Origin of the sequence: Rhodovulum sp. BSW8 (assembly GCF_003314725.1) — a bacterium.
GTDB classification, from domain to species: domain Bacteria; phylum Pseudomonadota; class Alphaproteobacteria; order Rhodobacterales; family Rhodobacteraceae; genus Rhodovulum; species Rhodovulum visakhapatnamense.
Genome location: NZ_QNVX01000066.1, coordinates 104,615 through 125,176, shown reverse-complemented (window position 1 = coordinate 125,176; position 20,562 = coordinate 104,615). Strand labels below are relative to the sequence as shown.

General features: G+C 66.8%; 22 protein-coding genes. 15 read left to right on the top strand and 7 right to left on the bottom strand.

Going from position 1 to position 20,562, the window contains the following annotated elements:
* Position 1: 1 nt before the first annotated feature.
* From hypC to hypE, 3 genes are read left to right on the top strand one after another with little or no spacing between them, the layout of a single operon-like run.
* Positions 2-292, top strand: a complete 291-nt coding sequence (gene hypC / locus DSD19_RS20165) for a HypC/HybG/HupF family hydrogenase formation chaperone (protein WP_075784885.1) — start codon at positions 2-4, stop codon at positions 290-292.
* Positions 289-1,431, top strand: coding sequence for a hydrogenase formation protein HypD (gene hypD / locus DSD19_RS20160; RefSeq protein WP_113670877.1), 1,143 nt, complete (start codon positions 289-291; stop codon positions 1,429-1,431). Before hypC ends, hypD begins: the two co-directional genes overlap by 4 nt.
* Positions 1,428-2,468: a hydrogenase expression/formation protein HypE gene (hypE, locus tag DSD19_RS20155; protein WP_113670876.1), complete on the top strand. Its 1,041-nt coding sequence runs from the start codon at positions 1,428-1,430 to the stop codon at positions 2,466-2,468. The genes hypD and hypE overlap by 4 nt, the downstream gene beginning before the upstream one ends.
* 30 nt (positions 2,469-2,498) lie before the next feature.
* On the opposite strand, the gene DSD19_RS20150 is transcribed toward hypE, so the two are convergent.
* The 3 genes from DSD19_RS20150 to DSD19_RS20140 form a co-directional block, all read right to left on the bottom strand.
* Positions 2,499-2,717, bottom strand: coding sequence for a hypothetical protein (locus DSD19_RS20150; RefSeq protein ID WP_075784888.1), 219 nt, complete (start codon positions 2,715-2,717; stop codon positions 2,499-2,501).
* A 156-nt stretch (positions 2,718-2,873) separates the two neighbouring features.
* Positions 2,874-3,647, bottom strand: a complete 774-nt coding sequence (locus DSD19_RS20145) for a Bax inhibitor-1/YccA family protein (RefSeq protein ID WP_113670875.1) — start codon at positions 3,645-3,647, stop codon at positions 2,874-2,876.
* Positions 3,648-3,800: 153 nt separating this feature from the next.
* The gene (locus DSD19_RS20140) at positions 3,801-4,016 is read right to left on the bottom strand and encodes a DUF1127 domain-containing protein (protein WP_075784890.1); all 216 of its coding nucleotides are present in this window, start codon (positions 4,014-4,016) and stop codon (positions 3,801-3,803) included.
* Positions 4,017-4,140: 124 nt separating this feature from the next.
* Between DSD19_RS20140 and DSD19_RS20135 the strand changes: the two genes are divergently transcribed.
* A complete protein-coding gene (locus tag DSD19_RS20135) occupies positions 4,141-4,995 on the top strand; it encodes a LysR family transcriptional regulator (RefSeq protein WP_075784891.1) in 855 nt (284 codons plus the stop codon).
* Between the two features lie 8 nt (positions 4,996-5,003).
* Here the strand turns inward: DSD19_RS20135 and DSD19_RS20130 are convergent, their stop codons facing one another.
* Positions 5,004-5,966, bottom strand: a complete 963-nt coding sequence (locus DSD19_RS20130) for an NADPH:quinone oxidoreductase family protein (protein WP_113670874.1) — start codon at positions 5,964-5,966, stop codon at positions 5,004-5,006.
* A gap of 334 nt (positions 5,967-6,300) precedes the next feature.
* Between DSD19_RS20130 and DSD19_RS20125 the strand changes: the two genes are divergently transcribed.
* From DSD19_RS20125 to DSD19_RS20095, 7 genes are all read left to right on the top strand, one after another.
* Positions 6,301-6,669, top strand: coding sequence for a helix-turn-helix domain-containing protein (locus DSD19_RS20125; RefSeq protein ID WP_075784893.1), 369 nt, complete (start codon positions 6,301-6,303; stop codon positions 6,667-6,669).
* A gap of 88 nt (positions 6,670-6,757) precedes the next feature.
* Complete coding sequence (gene hisN, locus DSD19_RS20120) at positions 6,758-7,555, top strand: histidinol-phosphatase (protein WP_113670873.1); 798 nt, start codon at positions 6,758-6,760, stop codon at positions 7,553-7,555.
* A gap of 3 nt (positions 7,556-7,558) precedes the next feature.
* Entirely contained in the window at positions 7,559-8,899 is a 1,341-nt protein-coding gene (locus tag DSD19_RS20115) for an 8-oxoguanine deaminase (RefSeq protein WP_113670872.1), read from the top strand.
* Between the two features lie 152 nt (positions 8,900-9,051).
* Complete coding sequence (gene mgtE / locus DSD19_RS20110) at positions 9,052-10,437, top strand: magnesium transporter (protein ID WP_075784896.1); 1,386 nt, start codon at positions 9,052-9,054, stop codon at positions 10,435-10,437.
* The gene (locus DSD19_RS20105; protein ID WP_113670871.1) at positions 10,434-10,988 is read left to right on the top strand and encodes a 5-formyltetrahydrofolate cyclo-ligase; all 555 of its coding nucleotides are present in this window, start codon (positions 10,434-10,436) and stop codon (positions 10,986-10,988) included. Before mgtE ends, DSD19_RS20105 begins: the two co-directional genes overlap by 4 nt.
* 42 nt (positions 10,989-11,030) lie before the next feature.
* Positions 11,031-11,843, top strand: a complete 813-nt coding sequence (locus DSD19_RS20100) for a TIGR00282 family metallophosphoesterase (protein WP_113670870.1) — start codon at positions 11,031-11,033, stop codon at positions 11,841-11,843.
* A gap of 174 nt (positions 11,844-12,017) precedes the next feature.
* Positions 12,018-13,796 (top strand): SLC13 family permease, encoded by a 1,779-nt coding sequence (locus DSD19_RS20095; protein ID WP_113670869.1) that lies wholly within the window; start codon positions 12,018-12,020, stop codon positions 13,794-13,796.
* Between the two features lie 4 nt (positions 13,797-13,800).
* On the opposite strand, the gene DSD19_RS21965 is transcribed toward DSD19_RS20095, so the two are convergent.
* Both DSD19_RS21965 and DSD19_RS20090 read right to left on the bottom strand, forming a co-directional pair.
* Positions 13,801-13,971, bottom strand: coding sequence for a hypothetical protein (locus DSD19_RS21965; RefSeq protein WP_165828194.1), 171 nt, complete (start codon positions 13,969-13,971; stop codon positions 13,801-13,803).
* A 46-nt stretch (positions 13,972-14,017) separates the two neighbouring features.
* Positions 14,018-15,124: a pyridoxal phosphate-dependent aminotransferase gene (locus tag DSD19_RS20090; RefSeq protein WP_113670868.1), complete on the bottom strand. Its 1,107-nt coding sequence runs from the start codon at positions 15,122-15,124 to the stop codon at positions 14,018-14,020.
* A gap of 126 nt (positions 15,125-15,250) precedes the next feature.
* Here DSD19_RS20090 and DSD19_RS20085 point away from each other — a divergent pair, with 126 nt between their 5' ends.
* Positions 15,251-15,994 carry an alpha/beta fold hydrolase gene (locus tag DSD19_RS20085; RefSeq protein ID WP_113670867.1) on the top strand — a complete coding sequence of 248 codons (744 nt, stop codon included), beginning with the start codon at positions 15,251-15,253 and terminating at the stop codon, positions 15,992-15,994.
* Between the two features lie 76 nt (positions 15,995-16,070).
* Here DSD19_RS20085 and phaZ read toward each other — a convergent pair whose 3' ends face one another.
* Complete coding sequence (phaZ, locus tag DSD19_RS20080; protein WP_113670866.1) at positions 16,071-17,339, bottom strand: polyhydroxyalkanoate depolymerase; 1,269 nt, start codon at positions 17,337-17,339, stop codon at positions 16,071-16,073.
* Between the two features lie 96 nt (positions 17,340-17,435).
* Between phaZ and phaC the strand changes: the two genes are divergently transcribed.
* The 3 genes from phaC (at position 17,436) to phaR (ending at position 20,542) form a co-directional block, all read left to right on the top strand.
* Positions 17,436-19,250 (top strand): class I poly(R)-hydroxyalkanoic acid synthase, encoded by a 1,815-nt coding sequence (gene phaC / locus DSD19_RS20075; RefSeq protein ID WP_371412646.1) that lies wholly within the window; start codon positions 17,436-17,438, stop codon positions 19,248-19,250.
* 128 nt (positions 19,251-19,378) lie between these two features.
* Positions 19,379-19,840 carry a phasin family protein gene (locus tag DSD19_RS20070; RefSeq protein ID WP_113670865.1) on the top strand — a complete coding sequence of 154 codons (462 nt, stop codon included), beginning with the start codon at positions 19,379-19,381 and terminating at the stop codon, positions 19,838-19,840.
* Between the two features lie 156 nt (positions 19,841-19,996).
* Positions 19,997-20,542, top strand: a complete 546-nt coding sequence (gene phaR, locus DSD19_RS20065; protein ID WP_075784905.1) for a polyhydroxyalkanoate synthesis repressor PhaR — start codon at positions 19,997-19,999, stop codon at positions 20,540-20,542.
* The last annotated feature ends 20 nt before the right edge of the window (positions 20,543-20,562 follow it).

Genomic DNA, 20,562 nt, shown 5'->3' with positions numbered 1-20,562 from the left:
CATGTGTCTGGGAATTCCCGGCCGTATCGTGGCCGTTACCGATGCCGCGCGGATGATGGCGCTGGCCGAGGTTTCGGGGGTGCGGCGCGAGGTGAACGTGGCCTGCATTCTCGACGGCCCGGCCGAGGACCTGGTGGGCGAATGGGCGTTGATCCATGTGGGCTTCGCCATGGCCCGGATCGATGCGGACGAGGCCGCGAAGACGCTGCAGGCGCTGCAGGATCTGGGCGAGGCGCAGGAAGCGGCCGAGGCCATGGCCGAGGGTGCGAAGGCGCTGGAGGGGCAGGGATGAAATACGCGACCGAATTCCGCGACCCGAAGGCCGCGAAGGCCGTTCTGGCCCGTATCTCTGCGCTGGCCGATCAGATCGGCGCGACGCGCGCGGCCCCGGTCCACATCATGGAGATCTGCGGCGGGCATACCCATGCGATCTTCCGCTACGGGCTCGACAAGCTGGTGCATGAGGGGGTCGAGTTCATCCACGGCCCCGGCTGCCCGGTCTGCGTGTTGCCGATGGCGCGGGTCGACGAATGCGTCGAGATCGCGAACCGCCCGGGCGTGATCTTCACCACCTTCGGCGACGCGATGCGGGTGCCGGGCACGAAGATGTCGCTGATGCAGGCCAAGGCCGCGGGCGCCGATATCCGCATGGTCTATTCGCCGCTCGACGCGCTGGAACTGGCGCGCCGCAATCCGGGGCGCGAGGTGGTGTTCTTCGGCCTCGGCTTCGAGACGACGACGCCGTCGACCGCGCTGTCGATCCAGCAGGCCGCGCGCGAGGGGTTGGGCAATTTCAGCGTCTTCTGCAACCACATCACCGTGCCCGAGCCGATCAAGGCGCTGCTGGACGATCCGCATATGGTTCTCGATGGCTTCGTCGGGCCGGGGCATGTCTCGATGGTGATCGGTATCCACCCCTACGATTTCATTGCGCGGGACTATGGCAAGCCCATCGTCGTGGCGGGGTTCGAGCCGCTGGATCTGCTGCAATCGGTGTTGATGGTGCTGACCCAGATCCGGGATGGCCGGGCCGAGGTGGAAAACCAGTATGCCCGCGTGGTGCCCGAGCACGGGAACCCGGTCAGCCTTGCCGCCATCGCCGATGTCTATGAGAAACGTCCCTCCTTCGAATGGCGGGGTCTCGGAGAGATCGACCAGTCCGGACTGCGGATCCGGGCGAGATATCGCGCCTTTGACGCCGAAGAGAAATTCGGTGTCGGCTATGCCGCCGGACCGCGTGTGGTGCCCGAGCCCGAGGGCTGTGCCTGCGGTCAGGTGATGACCGGCCGGATCAAACCCACGGCCTGCCCGCAATTCGGCTGCGGCTGCACGCCGGAGATGCCTCTGGGCGCGTTGATGGTCAGTTCCGAAGGGGCCTGCGCGGCCTATTGGCAGTATGGCGGCGCCCGGGCGCCGGAGGCGGTTGAATGAATGTCCCGACCCGGGCGCGGTTGCGCGATACCCATGTGACGCTGTCCCATGGCGGGGGCGGACGGGCGATGCGCGATCTGATCGACGAGGTTTTCGCCGCGGCCTTCCGGCCCGACGCGATGGAGGATCAGGCCCGGTTGTCGGATGCGGCGCTGACCGAGCCCGGCGCGCGGCTCGCGATGACCACCGACAGTTTCGTCGTCACGCCGCTGGAATTTCCCGGCGGCGATATCGGCAAGCTCGCGATCTGCGGCACGATCAATGATCTGGCGGTGGGGGGCGCACGGCCCTTGTGGCTGTCGGCGGCCTTCATCATCGAGGAGGGCACCGAGATCGCCCTTCTGCGCCGGATCGTGGCGACGATGGCGGCCGAGGCCGAGGCCGCAGGCGTGCGGATCGTGACCGGCGACACCAAGGTCGTGGGGCGCGGTGCCGCCGACGGGGTCTTCGTGACCACGACCGGTGTGGGCGCGATCCCGCCCGGGCGCGAGCTGGCGGCCAGCCGCATCCGCCCCGGCGACGTGGCGCTGGTGAATGGCGTGCTTGGCGATCACGGCGCGACGATCCTGGCCGCGCGGGGCGATCTGGCCTTGTCGACCGACATCCGGTCCGACTGTCAGGCGCTGGGCCATCTGATGGAGGCGGTGATCGCGGCCGCCCCCGGCACCCGGGCCGCGCGGGACGCGACGCGGGGCGGGCTGGCCTCGGCGCTGAACGAGATGGCCGAGGCGGCGGGCGTTGGTGTCGAGATCGAGGAAGAGGCGCTTCCCTTGCGCGACGAGGTCAAGGGGATGTGCGAGATCCTCGGGCTCGACCCGCTTTATCTGGCGAATGAGGGAACGCTGGTTCTTTTCGTCCCCGAGGCCGAGGCCGCGGCGGCGCTGGCCGCGATGCGCGCCCGGCCCGAAGGCCGCGATGCCGTCATTGTCGGCCGGGCGACCGCAGAGCATCCCGGTCAGGTCCGGATGCGCACCGCCTTCGGCGGGGCGCGCATCGTCGACATGCTGGTGGGCGAGCAGCTGCCGCGCATCTGCTGACTGCGGCCGTTGCGCCCGCCGTCGTTCCCGTCAGAACGGGTTCGACGACCGGGCGCGGGCCGCGTTTCGGCCGACCAGGGCGGTGTGCCGTCCGCCTCGATACAGGTCGAAGACGACCCCTTCGGCGGTCTCGGCGAAAGCCGTGTCCCAGTCCCTGGCAAAGATCCGAAGCGTTGCGAGACAGGCGCCGGTCCTGGCCGCGAGGGCCGTGGCCGCGCGCCCGGCGCGGCGGTCGAAATGATGTCGCATCGGCAGTTCTCCCTCCGAGACTCAATCCTTAGTGTTTTTATCAACTAATATCCGCGACCGCGCAATCCCCTTTGGCTGTGCGGCCCGGGCGCAAGAAAAAACCCGCCGGACGGGAGGTCCGGCGGGTCTGGAAAAGTCAGGTCCTGATGCGTCAGGTCACTCGCGGTTGCCGAGGAACTGCAGCAGGAACATGAAGAGGTTGATGAAGTCGAGATAGAGGTTCAGCGCCCCCATGATCGCCGACTTGCCCAGCCACTCGCTGTCCATCGCATGGGCGTGCTGGATGTACTCGGTCTTGATCCGCTGGGTGTCATAGGCGGTCAGCCCGGCGAAGATCAGGATGCCGATGGCCGAGATCGCGAAGGCAATGTCCGGAGAGTGGAAGAAGAGATTCACGATCGAGGCCACCACGAGGCCGATCACGCCCATGATCAGGAACGACCCCCAGCCCGAGATGTCTTTCTTGGTGGTGTAGCCCCAGAGCGACAGGCCCGCGAAGGCGATGGCCGTCACGAGGAAGGTCTGCACGATCGAGACGCCGGTGAAGACCAGGAAGATCGAGCTGATCGACAGGCCCATCACGGCGGCGAAGGCGTAGAAGACGACCTGCGCGGTGGCGGCCGACATCCGGTTGATGCCCGCCGAGAAGCCGAAGACGAAAAGCAGCGGCGCGAACATGATCAGCCATTTCAGCGGCGAGGTGTAAAGCGCCTGGCCAAGCCCGGTCAGGTACTTGTCGGCCCCGATCTGCACGGCGGTTGGCATGTCGGTGACGGCCAGCCCCGAAATCGACCAGGACGCCAGCGCGGTGATCAGCATGCCTACGGACATGGTGCCGTAGACCTTGTTCATATGGGCGCGAAGACCCTCGTCGATCTGCGCGGTGCGAACGCCCGTCGCCCCGGCGCGGATCGTGTTGTAGTCAGCCATTGAAAGCCTCCTCCTTGGTCCAATACCGGCGGTCAAGCGCAAAAGCCCCGCCATTGCCGGGGTATATCGGCAAGGGCGGAACCCATTTCAAGCCTTCCGGCAGTCAAACGCGCGGCATTCGCCGTAGGTTTCGTGGCAGGACGCAGCGGCGGTTCAGCGCAGCCAGCTTTGCGGGACGTCCCAGGCCGGGCGGCGCGCTTCGGCACGGGCCTCTTCGGCGGTCAGGCCGATGTCGCGCAATTGCCGGTCGTCCAGCTCGACCAGTTGACGGCGCTGGCGCGCGGCGCTCAGCCCCAGAAGAATCCGTTTCACGAGGCCGGCACCGCCGACGTCGTGGGCCGCGCGGATGTTCGTGCTGACTTGCGCCATGGTGTTGCACCTTCGTTAACTTTGATGAAACGGCCTTGTTTCATCACCATCCTTGATACTTATGCCGGATTGTGGTCCATTCTTCAAACGAATGATGGTTATGGGTTGAATCAGGAATCTTGATGTGGCGCGCAATCTGGACATGACTGCCCTGCGCTCGTTTGTGGCTGTATCGGATGCGGGCGGGGTGACGCGGGCGGCGGGCTTTCTGAACCTCACGCAATCGGCCGTGTCGATGCAGATCAAGCGGCTGGAAGAAGCGCTGGACCTGCAACTGCTCGACCGGACCGAACGCAAGGTCAAGCTGACCGCCTCGGGCGAACAGCTTCTGGGGTATGCCCGGCGCATCCTCAGCCTGAACGACGAGGTCTATGCGCGCATGACCGCGCAGGAATACGAGGGCGAGGTGGTGGTGGGCGTGCCCCATGACATCGTCTATCCGGCGATCCCGCTGGTGCTGAACCGGTTTGCCCGCGACTTTCCCCGGGTCAAGGTGCAGCTGATCTCGTCCTACACGATGCGCTTGCGCGAGATGTTCCGGCGCGGCGATGTCGATATCATCCTGACCACCGAGGATCGCTGCGGCCCGACCGGCGAGACGCTCACCGAACTGCCGCTGGTCTGGGTGGGGGCCATCGGCGGGACGGCCTGGCGCCAGCGCCCGCTGCGGCTTGCCTACGAGCATACCTGCATCTTCCGCCAGGGCGTGCAGGCCGCGCTCGACCGCGCGGGAATCCCCTGGGTGATGACGGTCGAAAGCGATTCGAGCCGGACCGTCGAGGCCAGCGTCAGCGCCGATCTCGCGGTCCATACCTCGGTCGACGGCGCGCTGCCGCCTTATGTCGAGCGTATCCAGCACGGCGGCGCGCTGCCCGACCTGAAGACGACCCAGATCAACCTTTATGCCTCGGACCTTGCCGACGGGCCTGTGATCGGCGCCCTGGCCGAGTTGATCCGGCAGGCCTACCGGGCGTCCTGAGGCGCCGGTCAGTGCATCGCGATCACCACCTTGCCGGTCGCCTTGCGCTGGCGCAACAGATCCAGCCCCTCGGCCGCGCGCTCGAGCGGCAGCACATGGCTGACATGGGGATGCAGCCGCCCTTCGGCATGCCAGCGGAACAGCGTCGCCAGACTGGCGGTCAGCACCTGGGGGCGGAAGGCCAGATAGCCGCCCCAGTAAAGCCCGATCACCGAGAGGTTCTTGACCAGCAGGTGGTTGGCCTTGATCTGCGGCACCTCGCCCGAGGCGAATCCGATCGCCAGCAGGCGCCCGTCGGGCCGACAGGCCCGCATCGCTTCGGCAAAGAGCGGCCCGCCGACCGGGTCATAGACCACATCCGCCCCGCCAAGCGCCAGCACCGCCGCGCGCAGATCGTCTGTGTCGCTGTCGATCAGGTGATCGGCGCCCGCAGCGCGCGCGACCTCCAGCCGGTCGGCGCCGCGCGCGCAGGCGATCACGGTCGCGCCCATCGCCTTGCCGATCTCGACTGCGGTCAGCCCGACCCCGCCCGCCGCGCCGGTGACCAGCAGCGTCTCGCCGGGGGCCAGCCGCGCCTTGTGCGACAGGGCCACATGCGAGGTTCCATAGGCGATCTGAAACCCTGCGGCCTCGATGAAGCTCATGGTCTCGGGCAGGGGCAGGCAGCGGTCGGCGGGAAAGCAACCGGCCTCGGCCAGCCCGCCCGATCCGGCAAAGACCGCGACGCGTGTGCCCAGACGGCCCGGATCGACTCCCTCGCCCAGCGCCTCGACGGTTCCGGCCAACTCCATGCCCAGGGTCGCGGGCAGGGGAGGGTGTTCCTGATAGCGGCCCTCGATGATCAGGAGGTCGGCGAAATTGAGCCCGCAGGCCGCGATCCGCACCCGGACCTCGCCCGCGGCTGGGGCGGGACAGTCTGCCTCGGCCAGGCGCGGCTGTTCTCCGATCCGGTCAAGCTGGAAAAGGCGCATCGAAACTCCGTAGAATGGTGTAGACTGACACGGCGGTAACCTTAGTGGGGCCGGGGTGGTGTGACCAGTGATCCCTGCTTTCGCAGAATGCAAAGGGCACCTGTCTAAAGGTTGTTTGCGAAATGCGAAGGCGCTCTTTCAGATTCGCGACATGCAACCATTACGCGAGCTTGAGTCGGGGTACTTAACCAATTTCGTGCACTGCCCCAGGGATCGTACAAATTTAAATTACCTTTTTTGTTATGGGTTTATTAGCGAAGTGGTGGGTTAAGAGCGTTTCCCCGTTCGCTTGGCACAGGTGTTGCTATATGTTTGTCGGTAGAGGAGTTCACCAATGAAACACCCTGTAGATGTCCATGTGGGCAAACGTATCCGACACCGGCGCTGGATGGTGGGCATGACCCAACAGCAACTGGCCGAGCGGGTCGGTATCAAGTTCCAGCAAATTCAGAAGTATGAGACCGGCATGAACCGCGTCAGCGCCTCCCGTCTGTGGGACATCGCCGATGCGCTGGACGTCGCGGTCAGCTTCTTCTTCGAAGGCCTTGATGGCCGCAACGCCGAGCAGACGACCACCGGCATGCCCGACGATCTCTTGTCGGACAAGGAAGCGCTGGAACTGGTGCGCTCTTACTATGCCATTCCCGAGAACCAGAGGCGGCGGCTTTTCGAACTGGCGCGCGTGCTGAGCGACGTGGCCTGAAACCGGTGCTTGACGGACGAGCGTAGCAAGGCTAGCGCCCAGGTGGCAGGCGCATCAGCGCCCCGTCCGCAAGTCCACCGGAGGCCGGATGAAAGACACGGAAGCCGACTCCCTGATCGAGATCGCGCATGCGCTGGCCGATGCTGCACGAACCGCGACCCTGTCGCATTTTCGTACGGCGACCCTCGGGGTCGAGAACAAGGCCGGGACGGGCTTCGATCCTGTCACGCGCGCCGATCGTGCGTCCGAGGCGGCGATGCGCGCGATTCTCGCCGACCGCCGCCCGGAAGACGGCGTTCTGGGCGAGGAGCTTGATGGCACCTCGTCCCGCAGCGGACTGACCTGGGTGCTCGACCCGATCGACGGAACCCGCGGGTTCGTCTGCGGCACGCCGACCTGGGGCGTCCTGGTCGCGCTGTCCGATGCGGACGGACCGATCCTCGGCATCATCGACCAACCCTATATCGGCGAACGCCTCCTGGGCGGGTTCGGACGGGCCGAGTTTTCGGGACCCCATGGCCAGCGCAGGCTTGCGACCCGCGCGCCGCGACCTCTTTCTCAGGCCTCGGTCTTTTCGACCTTCCCCGAGGTCGGCACCCCGGAAGAGAGGCGCGCCTTTGCCGCGCTGGCCGGTCAGGCGCAGATGGTGCGCTACGGGATGGATTGCTACGCCTATGCGCTGGTGGCCATGGGCCATGTCGATCTGGTGGTCGAGGCGGGACTGCATGCCTATGACATTCAGGCCCCGATCGCGGTGATCGAGGCGGCGGGGGGCATCGTCACCGACTGGAAGGGCGGTCCGGCCCATGACGGGGGCCGGGTGGTCGCGGCCGCCAATGCCAGTATCCATGCCGAGGCGCTGGCGATCCTTTCGGCGGCGGCCTGACCCATGGGCCATGTGCTGATCCAGGGCGCCGAGCTGATCGTCACCATGGACGACGAGCGGCGCGAGCTGGCGGGGGCCGATCTGCGGCTGCGCGACGGCTGCGTGGCCGAGATTGGCACGGGCCTCGCGCCCGAGGGGGCCGAGATCGTCCGGGCCGACGGGTGTCTGGTGACGCCGGGGCTTGTGAACACCCACCATCACCTGTCGCAATGCCTGACCCGCGCGGTGCCGGGCGCCCAGGATGCGCTGCTGTTCGGCTGGCTGAAGACGCTTTATCCGATCTGGTCGCGCTTCGGCCCCGAGGAATTCCGGGTTTCGGCCCTGGTCGGCCTGTCCGAACTGGCGCTTTCGGGCTGCACCATGAGTTCGGACCATCAGTACCTCTATCCGAACGGGGCGCGGCTGGACGATACCATCGCCGCGGCGCGCGAGGTCGGGATCAGGTTCCATGCGACCCGCGGCGCCATGAGCATCGGCGAGTCGAAGGGCGGTTTGCCGCCTGACGGGCTGGTCGAGGCCGAGCCCGCGATCCTCGAGGACTGCATCCGGGTGATCGACGCCTTTCACGATCCCGATCCGGGCGCGATGATCCGGGTCGGCGTCGCGCCCTGTTCACCCTTCACCGTCAGCCCCGAACTGATGCGCGACGCGGCCCTTCTGGCGCGCGACAAGGGCGTGCGGCTGCACACGCATCTGGCCGAAAACGATGAGGATATCGCCTATTCGCTGGACCGGTTCGGCTGTCGCCCCGGGCAATATGCCGAGGATCTGGGCTGGACCGGCGACGATGTCTGGCACGCCCATTGCGTCAAGCTTGACGGTCGCGAAATTTCACTTTTCGCGCAATCGGGCACCGGGGTCGCGCATTGTCCCTGTTCGAACTGCCGGCTCGGGTCCGGCATCGCGCCGGTCCGCGCGATGCGCGATGCCGGGGTGCGGGTGGGCCTTGGCGTCGACGGGTCGGCCAGCAATGACGGTGGCAGCCTGATCGGCGAGGCGCGGCAGGCGATGCTGTTGCAGCGGGTGGCGCTGGGCGCCGATGCGATGAGCGCGCGCGAGGCGCTTGAAATCGCGACCCGGGGCGGCGCCGATGTGCTGGGGCGGCCCGACTGCGGGCGGCTGGCCCCGGGCATGCGTGCGGATCTGGCGATCTGGGACATGTCGGGGATCGAGGCGGCCGGGCTCTGGGATCGGGCCGCGATCTTGCTGGCCGGGCCGAACCGGGTCCGTGATCTGTTCGTCGAGGGGCGGCAGGTGGTGCGCGACGGCCGCATCGTCACCCACGATCTCGGCACGGCCGTGGCGGCCCAGACCCGGATCGCGCGGCGTCTGGCCGGGCTTTAACCCGCGCGACGGCTGCGCGCCTCGGCTTTCTGAAATCTCCGGAGAGGTTTCTGGCCGATGCTCGGGCCTGCGGCCGCGCGCGGCCTGCATCCGACCTTGTTGCCTGCAACGGGCAATGGTTATGGTGCGGACAAGGCAGCGGAAGGGCAGGCATGGAAAACGAGGTCATCGACCAGGCGGAGCCCGGGGAAGAGGGCTACGGTCTCGACAACCGGACGGTTGCCGCGATCCGCCTGGCCGTGGCCGCAGGCGACCGGGTGCGCCTTGGCGAATTGCTGGAACCGCTGCACCCCGCCGACATCGCCGACCTTCTGGAACAGGTCGACAGCGGCCACCGGCGCGAGATCCTGCTGTTGGGATCGAGCTTCTTCGACGGCGAGGTGCTGTCCGAACTCGACGAAAGCCTGCGCGAGGAGGTGATCGCCTTCCTGCCGCGCGATGTCCTGTCCGAGGCCGTCCGCGAGCTTGAATCCGACGACGTCGTCGATCTGCTGGAAGATCTCGACGAGCCCCAGCAGGCGGCGATTCTGGACGCGCTGGAAGATGCCGACCGGCTGGCCGTCGAACAGGCGCTGACCTATCCGGAATATTCCGCCGGCCGCCTGATGCAGCGCGAGGTGGTGCGCGCGCCCGAACACTGGACCGTGGGCGAGACCATCGACCATCTGCGCGCCCACAAGGAAACGCTGCCCGACCAGTTCTACCATGTCATCGTGGTCGATCCCGGCATCCGGCCGGTGGGCTACGTGACGCTTGGCAAGCTTCTGTCCTCGCGCCGGTCGGTCAAGCTGACCGAGCTGTTCGAGGAGAGCTTCCGCACCATTCCCGCGACCCAGGAGGAAGGCGAGGTCGCCTATGCCTTCAACCAGTATCACCTGATTTCGGCGCCCGTTGTCGACGATGCCGGGCGGCTGGTCGGGATCATCACCATCGACGACGCGATGGCCGTCCTCGACGAGGAACATGAAGAAGACATCCTGCGTCTGGCCGGGGTCGGCGACAGCAGCCTCAGCGACCGGGTGGTCGAGACCTGCCGTCAGCGCGTGCCCTGGCTCTTGGTGAACCTCGGCACCGCCATCGTCGCCTCGCTGGTGATCGCCCAGTTCGAGACCGCGATCGCCCAGGTGGTCGCGCTGGCCGTGCTGATGCCCATCGTCGCCTCTATGGGCGGCAATGCCGGGACCCAGTCGCTGACCGTCGCGGTGCGCGCGCTGGCGACGAAGGACCTGACCGGCTCGAACGTCTGGCGCGTCGTGCGGCGCGAACTGGCCGTCGGCGTGATCAACGGGGTGCTGTTCGCGCTGGTGATGGGGGCGGTGGGGGTCCTCTGGTTCGGATCGGGCACGCTGGCGATGGTGATCGCGGCGGCGATGATCATCAATCTGGGGGTCGCGGCGCTGGCCGGTATCCTGGTGCCGGTCATGCTGGACCGGCTCGGGGTCGATCCGGCGCTGGCCTCGGGGACCTTCGTGACCACGGTGACCGATGTCGTCGGCTTCTTCGCGTTTCTCGGGCTCGCCTCGGTGGTGCTGTTGTGATCGTCGCGGCGAAGGCCGCGCTTCGGGCCGAGGCGCAGGCGCGGCGCGCCGCCGTCCATGACCCGGCCCGCGGCGCAGAGGCTCTGGCCCGGCTCGACGCGGTGCTGGCGCCTCATCTGGGCCGCCCGGCCGCCGGCTATCTGCCGATCCGGTCCGAGCTTGACCCGCGCCCCGCGATGGCGGCGCTGGGCCGGGCCGGGCCGGTCGGCGTGCCGGTGATCGAGGGCGCGGCGCGACCGTTGTCTTTCCGGCTCTGGACGCCTGATTGCGCGATGGAGCGCGGGCCGTTCGGCGTCTCGATCCCGTCCGAGCCGCGGCCGATGGTCCCGGAGGTGCTGATCGTGCCGCTTCTGGCCTTCGACCGGCGGGGCATCCGGCTGGGCTATGGCGGCGGGTACTACGACCGGACACTGGCGCTTTTGCGTGCGCGCGGCCCTGTTCTGGCGGTCGGGCTGGCCTATGCGGGCCAGGAACTGCCGGACCTTCCGGCCGAGCCGACCGACCTGCCGCTCGATCTGATCGTTACCGAAGCGGAAGTGATCCTGCCCTAAGACACTTGCGCGCGCGGCCGCTCCGTCCTAGGGCTGACGGCCATGAAATTGCTGTTCCTCGGAGATGTGATGGGCCGCTCGGGCCGGTCGGCCGTGGCCGACCGCCTTCCGGCCCTGCGCGAGGCCTGGGGCCTCGATTTCGTTGTGGTCAATGGCGAGAATGCCTCGTCGGGCGCCGGGCTGACGCCTGCCCATGCCAAGGGGCTGCTCGAGGCCGGGGCCGATTGCGTGACGCTGGGCGATCATGCCTTCGACCAGAAGGACATGCTGGGTTTCATCGAGCAGGAGCCGCGTATCCTGCGGCCGCTGAACTTCGCCAAGGGGGCGCCGGGCAAGGGTGCGCGGCTGTTCAACGCCCGGGGCGGGCGGAAGGTGCTGGTGGCGCAGATCCTTGGCCAGGTCTTCATGAAGCGGCCCTTCGACGATCCGTTCTCGGCCATCGAGACCGTCTTGAAGGCGCATCCGCTGGGCGGGCTTGCCCAGGCGGCGGTGGTCGATGTGCATTGCGAAGCGACCTCCGAGAAGATGGCGCTGGGGCATTATTGCGACGGCCGCGCCAGCCTTGTCGTCGGCACCCATACCCATGTGCCGACCGGCGACGCCCAGATCCTGCCCGACGGCACCGCCTATCTGACCGATGCCGGCATGTGCGGCGATTACGATTCGGTCATCGGCATGGACAAGGCCGAACCGATGCGCCGCTTCATCACCGGCATGTCGAAGACCCGCTTTACTCCGGCGATGGGCGAGGCGACCCTGTCGGGCGTCTATGTCGAAACCGACGACCGCACCGGCCGCGCCATGCGCGTGCGCATGATCCGCCAGGGCGGACGGCTGGAGCAGGCCGCGCCATGACCGGAGCCCCTTGCGGGCCGACCGGACGTCCTCGGGACGGTCTTTCCTGCGACGGCGCGCGGCCGGGCGGAGCAATCCGCGGTGGCCGCCGCGACCCTTCCGGACCCGGCCGCATCGCTTGCCGAGGCCGGATCGGGCGCACATACTTGTCCTGAAGCCAGTGAAGGGCCGTCGATGATCCCGCTTTCGCTCCCCCCCACCGGCATGGCGCTGCTGGCGCTGGCGGTCGTGGCCGCGATGTTCGTGGCCTTCGTGCGCGAACGCTATCCTGCCGAGGTGATCGCGATCTGCGGCGCCACGGTGATGCTGGTTCTGGGCATCCTGCCCTATGAGGACGCGCTGCGGGTGCTGTCGAACCCCGCCCCCTGGACCATCGCCGCGATGTTCCTGGTGATGGGGGCGCTGGTCCGGACCGGCGCGCTCGACTGGGTGATCCATGCCGCCGAGCGCGGCGGCAAGCAGAAGCCACGGCGCGCCATTGCCACGCTGATGGGCTTCGTGCTGATCTCGTCGGCCTTCGTGTCGAATACGCCGGTCGTGGTGGTGATGCTGCCGGTGTTCGTCCAGCTGGCGCGCAGCCTCGGGGTCTCGGCCTCGAAGCTTCTGATCCCGCTCAGCTATGCCGCGATCCTCGGGGGCACGCTGACGCTGATCGGGACCTCGACCAACCTGCTGGTCGACGGGGTGGCGCGGACCCAGGGGCTGGAGCCCTTCTCGATCTTCGAGGTCACGCCGCTGGCGCTGGTGCTGGTCGCCTGGGGGATGATCTATCTGCGCGTCTTCGGGCGCCGGCTGCTGCCCGCCCGCGACAGCATGGCCGATCTGTTGTCCGACAAGTCGAAGATGAAGTTCTTCACCGAGGCGGTGATCCCGCCCGACAGCAACCTGATCGGCCGCGAGGTTACGGGCGTGCAGCTGTTCAAGCGCGAGGGCGTCCGGCTGATCGACGTGATCCGGGGCGACGAGTCGCTCCGGCGCAATCTGAACGGCGTGACGCTGCAGACCGGCGACCGGGTGGTGTTGCGGACCCAGGTCACCGAATTGCTGTCGCTGCAGCGCAACAAGTCGTTGCGCCGGGTCGATCAGCTGTCGGCGGTCGAGACCTCGACGGTCGAGGTGCTGATCTCGCCCGGCTGCAAGATGATCGGACAGACGCTGGGCTCGCTGCGGCTGAGGCGGAAATTCGGGGTCTATGTGCTGGCCGCGCACCGGCGGAACCAGAATATCGGGCGCCAGCTTGACGATCTGGTGGTGCGGGTCGGCGACACCCTGCTGCTGGAGGGCGCGCCCGCCGACATCAAGCGGCTGGCCGCCGACATGGGGCTGGTCGACATCACCCATCCCTCGGGCCGCGCCTATCGCCGGACCCAGGCGCCCATCGCCATCGGCGCGCTGGTGGGCATCGTGGTGCTGGCGGCGCTGGGTGTCGCGCCGATCCTGATGCTGGCGGTGGCGGCGGTGGCGCTGGTGCTGGCGGCGCGCTGCATCGACGCCGAAGAGGCCTTCACCTTCGTCGAGGGCCGGTTGCTGGCGCTGATCTTCGCCATGCTGGCGGTCGGTGCGGCGCTGGAATCCTCGGGCGCGGTCAAGCTGATCGTCGACGGGCTTGCGCCCTATCTGGCGGAACTGCCGCCGTTCTTCGTGGTCTGGGCGGTGTACTTGCTGACCTCGGTGCTGACCGAACTGGTCACTAACAACGCGGTCGCCGTCGTCGTGACCCCGATTGCGGTGGGGCTGGGCCATGCGCTTGGCGTCGATCCGCGGCCGCTGGTGGTGGCGGTGATGATCGCGGCCTCGGCCAGTTTCGCGACGCCCATCGGCTATCAGACCAACATGATGGTCTATGGCCCCGGCGGCTATCGCTTCACCGATTTCCTTCGGGTGGGGATCCCGCTGAACCTGTCCATGGGGCTTTTGTCGGCGTTGCTGATCCCGCTTCTGTGGCCGCTTTGACCGGTCAGGCGGTGGCCAGATGCAGCGCGAACCAGATCGCGCCGGCCAGCGCCAGCGCCCATCCGTAACCGGCAGTCACCCAGACCAGGACCAGCAACACGAAGAAGGCGAAGAAGCCCGACACCAGAAAGGCGCGGAAGAACGTGTCGGCGGGATGATCGGGGCGGTCTGACATGACGACAGACTGCCACGAATCGCCGGACGATGGGTAAACGCAGGGCTCAGCCCCGGGCGGCCTCCAGCGCCTTCGGCAATGCCTCGGCCAGCACCGCCAGCTGATCCTCGGGGCCAGAGGCGATCCGGATGCAGCGGTCGAGCGGCGCCACCCCCGGCATGCGCACGAAGACATCGCGTTCGGTCAGTTCGGCCAGCACCCGGCGCGCGAAATCGCCGTCCGCGCCGCAATCGACCGTCACGAAATTGGTGGCCGAGGGCAGGGGGGAAAGCCCGTTGGCCTCGGCGATCCGGGCGATCATGGCACGTCCCTCGGCCACCTGCGCCTTGACCTCGGCCAGCCAGGCGGTGTCGGCCAGCGAGGCCAGCGCCCCGGCCTGGCTGATCCGGCACATGCCGAAATGGTTGCGTACCTTCTCGAAGGCGGCGATCAGCGGCGCCGCGGCGATGGCATAGCCCACCCGCGCCCCGGCGAGCCCGTGGATCTTGGAGAACGTCCGGAACCGGATCACCCGCGGATCTTCGGGGTCGATGGCGGGCGCGGTGCCGTCGGGGGCGAATTCGACATAGGCCTCGTCCAGCACCATCAGCGTGCCCTCGGGCACCGCCTCGATCATCGCCTGCACCCGCCCGGCCGGAAGCCAGGTGCCCATCGGGTTGTCGGGGTTCGACAGATAGACCAGCTTGGCACCCAGTTCGGCGGCCTTCCCGATCAGCGCGTCCGGGTCCTCGTGGTCGTCGCGATAGGGCACCTTGTGCAGCGCGCCGCCAAAGCCCACGACATGGTAGTTGAAGGTCGGATAGGCCCCTTCGGAGGTCACCACCGCGTCGCCCGGCCCGACCACCAGCCGCACCAGATAGCCCAGAAGCCCGTCGATGCCCTCGCCGACCATGATGCAGTCGGGCGCGACCCCATGCGTCTCGGCCAGTGCTTGGCGCAGCGCGTGGTTCTGCGCGTCCCCGTATTTCCAGACCTCGCGCACCGCCGCCTGCATCGCGGCGACCGCCTTCGGCGAGGGGCCGAAGAGGCTCTCATTCGCGCCAAGACGCGCCCGGAACGGCCGGCCGCGGCCGCGTTCCAGCGTTTCGGGGCCGACGAACGGCACGGTGGCGGGAAGGCTGTCGACGAGCGGGGTGAAACGGGGTCCAGTCATGGCCGGAGAAAACTCCAATTCGGCGGTCTCCGCAAGGCCCGCCGCCCCGCCGGGCCTTGCCTCGGCCGGGCCGCGCGCCTAGCGTCCGGGCGCAGAACAAGACGACCGCGAAGGAGACCGGGGCCGATGACCGAACCGCAGATGCTGACCACGCCCGAGGGCCGCCGTCTGGCCTATCACCGCACCGAAGGCAGGGCGCCGGGCATCGTCTTTCTCGGCGGCTTCATGTCGGACATGGAGGGCACCAAGGCCACCCATCTCGAGACCTGGGCCAAGGCGCAGGGCCGCGCCTTCCTGCGGTTCGACTATTCCGGCCACGGCCAGAGCTCGGGCCGCTTCGACGAGGGGGCCATCGGCGACTGGGCGGCCGATGCCCGTGCCGCGCTTGGGGCGCTGACCGAAGGGCCGCAGGTGCTGGTGGGGTCCTCGATGGGCGGCTGGATCGCGCTTTTGCTGGCGCGCGCGCTGCCCCATCGCGTGGCGGGCCTCGTCGGCATCGCCGCCGCACCCGATTTCACCGAGGACAGCATGTGGGCCGGGTTCTCGGACGCCCAGCGGGCCGAGCTGATGACGGCGGGCCGGGTCGAGATCCCCTCGGCCTATGCCGACAGCCCCTATGTCATCACCCGCCGCCTGATCGAGGACGGACGCCGGAACCTCGTGCTGCGCGCGCCCCTCGCGTTCAACGTACCGGTGCGGCTCCTGCAAGGCACCGCCGACGAGGATGTGGACCTCAGCGTCGCGCTGCGCCTGCTCGACCGGATCGAGGCGCCCGATCTTCGACTGACGCTGGTGAAGGGCGCCGATCACCGCTTTTCGACGCCCGAAACGCTTGCCCTGATCGAGACGGCCATCCTCGAGGTTGCGTGACCGTCCGCGCGCGGGATCGGCGCTTCGGGTCTTCTTCTTGGTCCAAATACCCGCGCCCACGGGGCGCGGCCCCTTGTCAGACCGATTTCAGATGGGCCCGCGCCGGTTGCGGATCGCCCGAATTGGCGTCGATGAATTCCAGCACCAGCGGGCGGATGTTGTTGCGCCAGCTCTTGCCCGCGAAGATGCCGTAATGGCCCGCCCCGGCTTCGAGATGGCTGGCCTTCTTGTGCGCCGGCAGCCCGGTCAGCAGGTCGAGCGCCGCGATGCACTGGCCGGGCGCCGAGATGTCGTCATTGGCGCCCTCGACGGTCTTGACCGCGACATCGGTGATCGCCGCGATATCGACCTTGCGCCCGTCGACCGAAAAGACGTTCCGCGCGATCTCGCGCCGTTTGAAAACCCGGTCTACCGTCGAGAGATAGAACTCGGCCGTCATGTCCATCACCGCCAGATATTCGTCATAAAAGCGGTTGTGCTTGTCGTGATCGCCCGCTTCGCCCTTGGCCGCGCGCAGGATCTGTTCCGAGAAGGCGCGGGTGTGGCGGTCGCCATTCATCGACATGAACGAGGCCAGCTGCAGCATGCCCGGATAGACCAGCCGCCCGACGCCCGCATACTTGAACCCGACCCGCTGGATCACGAGTTGTTCGAGCTGGCCCATGGTCACCCGGCGGCCGAAATCGGTAACGTCGGTGGCCGCCGCATCGGGGTCGATCGGCCCGCCGATCAGGGTCAGTGTGCGGGGCTGGGCCGCGGGGTCTTCCCCGGCCAGATAGGCGGTTGCGGCCAGCGCCAGGGGCGCGGGCTGGCAAACCGCGATGACATGGGTGTCGGGGCCGAGATACTTGAGGAAATCGACCAGATAAAGCGTATAGTCCTCGATATCGAACTTGCCTTGCGACACCGGGATGTCGCGGGCATTGTGCCAGTCGGTGATGTAGACGTCGCAATCGGGCAGAAGGCTTGCCACGGTCGACCGCAGCAGGGTGGCATAATGTCCCGACATCGGCGCCACCAGCATCACCCGGCGCCGCATCTGCGGGCGGCCATGCACCTTGAAATGGATCAGATCTCCGAACGGCCGGGTCACGCATTTCTCGACCGAGACGATATGGTCGCGCCCGTCCGCACCCACCACGGTGTTGATGTTCCAGTCGGGCTTTGCCACCATGCGGGCGAAGGTGCGTTCGGTGACCTCGCCCCAGGCGGCGACCATCCGGAAGAGCGGGGAGGGAACCATGGCGACGGCCGGATAGGACCCCAGCGCGCGGGCGGTAGCTCCGAACCACTGGTTCGTATTGCGCGCGGTTTCCATCAGGTCGTAGGTCGTCATGAATTTCATTCGCCACTCCATCTGCGATGGTATATCGGGGGCCGGCCGCAACGGTCGGCTGGGCGCCCATGCTGCATCTGCGAAGGTTAAGGGGGAAACAACGCCGTGACAACAAAAGAAGATGCAACGAAGGCTGAACTGTCGGCCACCAATCTCGAACGGCTGAACGAGAACATCGCCAAGATGGAGGACCTGACCGAAAGGCTGGTCGCCGCGGTGGCGAAAAAGCGGCGGATCGATCCGAACCTGCAGGCCCCGGGGCACGATCTCTACATGAAGGCGGCCGCCGCCTACATGGCCGAGATGATGCAGAACCCGTCGAAGCTGATCGAGCATCAGGTGTCCTACTGGGGCAAGGCACTGAAGCATTTCGTCGAGGCGCAGGAGGCGCTGGCGCGTGGCAAGCTGCAGGCGCCGACCGACAACACCCCGAAGGACCCGCGCTTTTCCAACCCGCTCTGGCAGACGCACCCCTATTTCAACTACATCAAGCAGCAATACCTGATGAGCGCCGAGGCGATCTCGAACGCCGTCAAGGATATCGACGGGCTCGCGCCGCGCGACGCCAAGCGGCTGGAATATTTCACCCAGCAGATCGTCGATCTGATGTCGCCCGCGAATTTCCTCGGCACCAATCCCGAGGCGCTGGAGCGCGCCGTGGCGACCGACGGGCAGTCGCTGGTCGACGGGCTGGAAAACCTGGTGCGCGACATCGAGGCCAATGACGGCGAAATTCTGGTGACGCTGGCCAATCGCGAGGCCTTTCAGGTGGGCGGCAATCTGGCGACCGCGCCGGGCAAGGTCGTGTTCCGCAACCGGATGCTGGAACTGATCCAGTACGCGCCCACGACAGAGACTGTCTATGCCACCCCGATTCTGATCTTCCCGCCCTGGATCAACAAGTTCTACATCCTCGATCTGACTCCGCCGAAATCGTTGATCCGCTGGCTGGTCGGGCAGGGCTACACCGTCTTCGTGGTGTCCTGGGTCAATCCCGATGCCAGCTATGCCGAGGTCGGCATGGACGACTACGTCAAGGAGGGCTACCTGACCGCGATCGCCGAGGTGAAGGCGATCACCGGCGAGGACAAGGTCAACGCGGTCGGCTATTGCATCGCGGGCACGACGCTGGCGCTGACGCTGGCGTTGCTGCAGAAGCGCGGCGATACGTCGGTGCGGTCGGCGACCTTCTTCACCACGCTGACCGACTTTTCCGACCAGGGCGAGGTCGGGGTCTTTCTCGACAACGATTTCGTCGACGGGATCGAGCGCGAGGTGACGCAGAAGGGATTTCTCGACAGTTTCTTCATGTCGCGCACCTTCTCCTTCCTGCGCTCGAACGACCTGATCTACCGCCCCGCGATCCGCAATTACATGATGGGCGAGGCTCCGCCCGCCTTCGACCTGCTGTACTGGAACGGGGATTCCACCAATCTGCCGGCGCGGATGGTGGTCGAATACCTGCGCGGGCTGTGTCAGGGGGACCGGTTCGCCAGCGACGGGTTCGAGATCTGCGGCGAGCGGGTGCATATCTCGGAGGTCCGGCTGCCGCTCTGCGCCGTGGCCTGCGAGACCGACCATATCGCGGCCTGGGCGTCAAGCTATGAGGGCGTGCGCAAGATGGGGTCGACCAACAAGACCTTCATCCTGTCGCAGTCGGGGCATATCGCAGGCATCGTGAACCCGCCCGACAAGAAGAAATACGGCCACTATGTCAACGACGCCCCGATGAAGGATCTGGCGGCCGCGGCATGGCGCGAGAGTGCCGAGTTCACGGAAGGGTCCTGGTGGCCGCGCTGGGAGGCCTGGCTGAAACGCCGCTCGGGCAAGCAGATTCCCGCCCGAGATCCGGGAGTCGGAGGGCGCGCGCCGCTCTGCGATGCCCCCGGAACCTATGTTCTGGGTGAAAAGGCACCCTGAATCAGAGGCTTGCCAGAAATGCTGCAGTGCAGCATAAACATCTTGAAATGCTGCACTGCAGCGTGTATCTTAATCCTTGGATCACAGCAGAGTTCGGGCGCTTGATGCCCGTAAGAGGAGAGAGACCCATGGCTGATGCACAAGATTTCACCAAGATGATGCAGGACATGATGTCGGTGTTCTCGATGGACCCGACCACCATGCAGGACGCCTTCAAGACCCAGGCTGCCCTGGCCGAGAAGATGTCGAAGGTCGCGCTTGAGGCCGCCGAGAAATCGACCGAGATTTCCGCCAAGTGGACCAAGGACACCCTGTCCAAGGTCGGCGAGATGACCACCGTCAAGGACGAGCCCACCGATTACACCAAGGCCATGACCGACTTCGCGTCGTCCTCGGCCGAGATGGCTGCCGAGAACATGGCCGCCTTCGCGGAAGTGGCGAAGAAGGTTCAGATGGAAACCGTCGAGCTGATGCTGGCCGCGGGCAAGGACTTCTCCGAGGATGCGACCTCGGCGATGAAGAAAGCCACCGCGACGGCGACCAAGACCGCCAAGAAGGCCACCGCGACCATGGCGGCCGACAAGGCCTGATCGGCCGGAGCGTCCGGCCGACCACTCCTCCCTGTCGCCGGACCAATTCCGGAAGGGCGGGCACGCTGCGTGCCCGCCCTTTCTTTTTGCTGCGGGCGCGCCTAAGCTCTCTGCGCTGCAACATGGGCATTGCAGGCACCGGGGGGAGGACAGTCCGTGACCGACGCGAAAGAGCCGCTGCTGATCAAGCGCTATGCGAGCCGCCGTCTCTACAACACCGAAACCAGCGATTACGTGACGCTGGAGGACATCGCCAAGGTGATCCGGTCGGGCCGGGACGTGAAGATCGTCGATCTGAAAAGCGGCGACGACCTGACGCGCCAATACCTTCTGCAGATCATCGCCGAACATGAAAGCAAGGGCGAAAGCGTCCTGCCGATCAACGTGCTGAACGATCTCGTGCGCAGCTACACCACCTCGGCGCAAAGCGTGGTGCCGCAATTCCTGGCTGCGAGCTTCGAGATGCTGCGCGACGGCCAGTCGAAGATGATCGAGAATTTCGGCCGCATCAATCCGATGGCAATGCCCGGCTTCGAGGCGCTTCAGGCCCAGCAGGAGGCGTTTCTGAAGGCGATGACCGGCAATTGGGCAGGCGGTTCAGGTCCTGGCGAGGACGATGACGAGGGCGGGCCGAATGAGCTGAACGAGATCAAGCGCCAGCTTGCCGAATTGCAGCAGAAACTCTCCAAGATGAACGAATAGCCGATTGGGACCGGGCGCGC

Coding starts and splice junctions, on each gene's coding strand:
- DSD19_RS20150 (WP_075784888.1), bottom strand. CDS start 2,717: ATGCGACATCATTTCGACCGCCGCGCCGGGCGCGCGGCCACGGCCCTC.
- DSD19_RS20125 (WP_075784893.1), top strand. CDS start 6,301: ATGAAACACCCTGTAGATGTCCATGTGGGCAAACGTATCCGACACCGG.
- DSD19_RS20070 (WP_113670865.1), top strand. CDS start 19,379: ATGGCTGATGCACAAGATTTCACCAAGATGATGCAGGACATGATGTCG.
- mgtE (WP_075784896.1), top strand. CDS start 9,052: ATGGAAAACGAGGTCATCGACCAGGCGGAGCCCGGGGAAGAGGGCTAC.
- hypC (WP_075784885.1), top strand. CDS start 2: ATGTGTCTGGGAATTCCCGGCCGTATCGTGGCCGTTACCGATGCCGCG.
- phaZ (WP_113670866.1), bottom strand. CDS start 17,339: ATGAAATTCATGACGACCTACGACCTGATGGAAACCGCGCGCAATACG.
- hisN (WP_113670873.1), top strand. CDS start 6,758: ATGAAAGACACGGAAGCCGACTCCCTGATCGAGATCGCGCATGCGCTG.
- DSD19_RS20115 (WP_113670872.1), top strand. CDS start 7,559: ATGGGCCATGTGCTGATCCAGGGCGCCGAGCTGATCGTCACCATGGAC.
- DSD19_RS21965 (WP_165828194.1), bottom strand. CDS start 13,971: ATGTCAGACCGCCCCGATCATCCCGCCGACACGTTCTTCCGCGCCTTT.
- DSD19_RS20085 (WP_113670867.1), top strand. CDS start 15,251: ATGACCGAACCGCAGATGCTGACCACGCCCGAGGGCCGCCGTCTGGCC.
- hypE (WP_113670876.1), top strand. CDS start 1,428: ATGAATGTCCCGACCCGGGCGCGGTTGCGCGATACCCATGTGACGCTG.
- DSD19_RS20140 (WP_075784890.1), bottom strand. CDS start 4,016: ATGGCGCAAGTCAGCACGAACATCCGCGCGGCCCACGACGTCGGCGGT.
- DSD19_RS20090 (WP_113670868.1), bottom strand. CDS start 15,124: ATGACTGGACCCCGTTTCACCCCGCTCGTCGACAGCCTTCCCGCCACC.
- DSD19_RS20100 (WP_113670870.1), top strand. CDS start 11,031: ATGAAATTGCTGTTCCTCGGAGATGTGATGGGCCGCTCGGGCCGGTCG.
- DSD19_RS20130 (WP_113670874.1), bottom strand. CDS start 5,966: ATGCGCCTTTTCCAGCTTGACCGGATCGGAGAACAGCCGCGCCTGGCC.
- hypD (WP_113670877.1), top strand. CDS start 289: ATGAAATACGCGACCGAATTCCGCGACCCGAAGGCCGCGAAGGCCGTT.
- DSD19_RS20145 (WP_113670875.1), bottom strand. CDS start 3,647: ATGGCTGACTACAACACGATCCGCGCCGGGGCGACGGGCGTTCGCACC.
- DSD19_RS20095 (WP_113670869.1), top strand. CDS start 12,018: ATGATCCCGCTTTCGCTCCCCCCCACCGGCATGGCGCTGCTGGCGCTG.